This is a genomic window from Protofrankia sp. Cr1 (assembly GCF_963555865.1).
Lineage (GTDB): Bacteria > Actinomycetota > Actinomycetes > Frankiales > Frankiaceae > Protofrankia.
In genome coordinates this window covers 7,416-9,078 of the sequence record NZ_CAUVXO010000115.1, presented here as the reverse complement: position 1 = coordinate 9,078, position 1,663 = coordinate 7,416, and the positions used below count along the sequence as shown (strand labels likewise).

The 1,663-nt window shown below is 67.1% G+C and carries 2 protein-coding genes and 1 pseudogene; all 3 read left to right on the top strand.

Going from position 1 to position 1,663, the window contains the following annotated elements:
• Window positions 1-55: 55 nt before the first annotated feature.
• Window positions 56-802 carry a CoA transferase subunit A gene (locus U9980_RS11800; RefSeq protein WP_322750386.1) on the top strand — a complete coding sequence of 249 codons (747 nt, stop codon included), beginning with the start codon at window positions 56-58 and terminating at the stop codon, window positions 800-802.
• Between the two features lie 55 nt (window positions 803-857).
• Entirely contained in the window at window positions 858-1,499 is a 642-nt protein-coding gene (locus U9980_RS11795; RefSeq protein ID WP_322767949.1) for a CoA transferase subunit B, read from the top strand.
• A gap of 25 nt (window positions 1,500-1,524) precedes the next feature.
• A pseudogene (locus U9980_RS11790) lies at window positions 1,525-1,663 on the top strand (IS5/IS1182 family transposase); the annotation flags it as partial.

Sequence of the window (1,663 nt, the reverse complement as noted above, 5' to 3'; positions counted from 1 at the left end):
TCTGCCGGGAAGTAGTCGTGATCGTAACCGTGATGTGAGGATGGGTGCGCGAACGGTGGACAAAGTGGTTGCGAGTGCGGCCGAGGCGGTTTCCGGCATCGGTGACGGAGCGTCGTTGGCGGTGGGCGGGTTCGGGCTGTGTGGCGTCCCGAGCACGCTGATCGAAGCATTGATGAATGCGGGCATCACCAATCTTGAGACGGTCAGCAACAACTGTGGGGTCGACCGCTGGGGGCTGGGGGTTCTTTTGCGAGCCGGCCGCATCCGTCGCACGACCGGGTCCTATGTCGGTGAGAACAAGGAGTTCGAGCGGCAGTTCCTCGGCGGGGAGCTGGAGGTCGAACTCGTTCCACAGGGGACGCTGGCTGAGCGGCTGCGGGCCGGCGGGGCGGGGATCCCGGCTTTCTACACCCCGGCAGGGGTGGGAACCCAGGTCGCCGACGGCGGTCTGCCGTTGCGGTATGACCGGGCCGGTGGCGTCGCGCTTGCCTCGCCGCCGAAAGAGATTCGGGAGTTCGACGGGGTCCGCTATGTGCTGGAGCGGGCGATCGTCTGTGATTTCGCGTTGGTCCATGCGTGGAAGGGCGACCGGCACGGCAACCTCGTCTACCGGGCGAGCGCTGCGAACTTCAATCCGTTGTGTGCCGCCGCGGGCACGGTGACGATCGCCGAGGTGGAGGAGCTCGTCGAACCCGGTGAGCTGGACCCGGCCGGGATCCACACGCCTGGCATCTTCGTGCAGCACGTCGTCTGTGTCCCCCACCGCGAGAAGCAGATTGAGAAGAGGACGGTGACGCAGTGAGCGCGGGGGCCCCCGCGCCGCGGCGCGCGAATGCTGCGACGGAGGGACGGGAAGAATGGCACTGACGCGGGTAGAGCTCGCCGCACGGGTGGCACGGGAGCTTGCCGACGGGCAGTACGTCAATCTGGGTATCGGCCTACCGACGCTGGTACCGAACTATCTCCCGGCCGGTGTCACGGTCGTCCTGCACAGCGAGAACGGGATTCTCGGTGTGGGGCCCTACCCGACTGAGGATGCCATTGACCCGGACCTGATCAATGCGGGTAAGGAGACGGTCACGGTGCTGCCGGGGGCGTCGTTCTTCGACTCCGCGGCATCGTTCGGAATGATCCGCGGAGGGCACGTCGACGTCGCGGTGCTCGGCGCCATGCAGGTGTCCGCCGCCGGCGATCTGGCCAACTGGATGATCCCCGGAAAGATGGTGAAGGGTATGGGCGGCGCGATGGACCTGGTCCACGGCGCCAGGCACGTCATCGTGATGATGGAACACGTGGCTCGGGACGGCAGCCACAAGATCCTCGACGAGTGCACGCTGCCGTTGACCGGCCAGGCCTGTGTGCACCGCATCATCACCGATCTGGCGGTGATCGACGTCGAGCCCGGCATCGGTCTGATCCTGCGGGAGACCGCACCCGGGGTAACCGTGGACGACGTCCGCGCGGCCACCACACCGGAAATCAAGATCGTTCTCAACTGACCGGAAAGGGGGAGGCCCGGACGGACAAGGCGGGCAGACCAGCAAGGTCCACCTCGCCGCTGACCGGCGGTGCCGGCCGCTGGCGTTCGTCCTGACCGCGGGGCAGGCCTCGGACAGTCCGCAGTTCACCCCGGTGCTGGCGAAGGTCCGGGTTCCCGGGCCTG

Bases quoted from the DNA above. Each gene is read 5' to 3' on its own strand.
- U9980_RS11795 (WP_322767949.1), top strand. From the start codon at position 858: ATGGCACTGACGCGGGTAGAGCTCGCCGCACGGGTGGCACGGGAGCTT.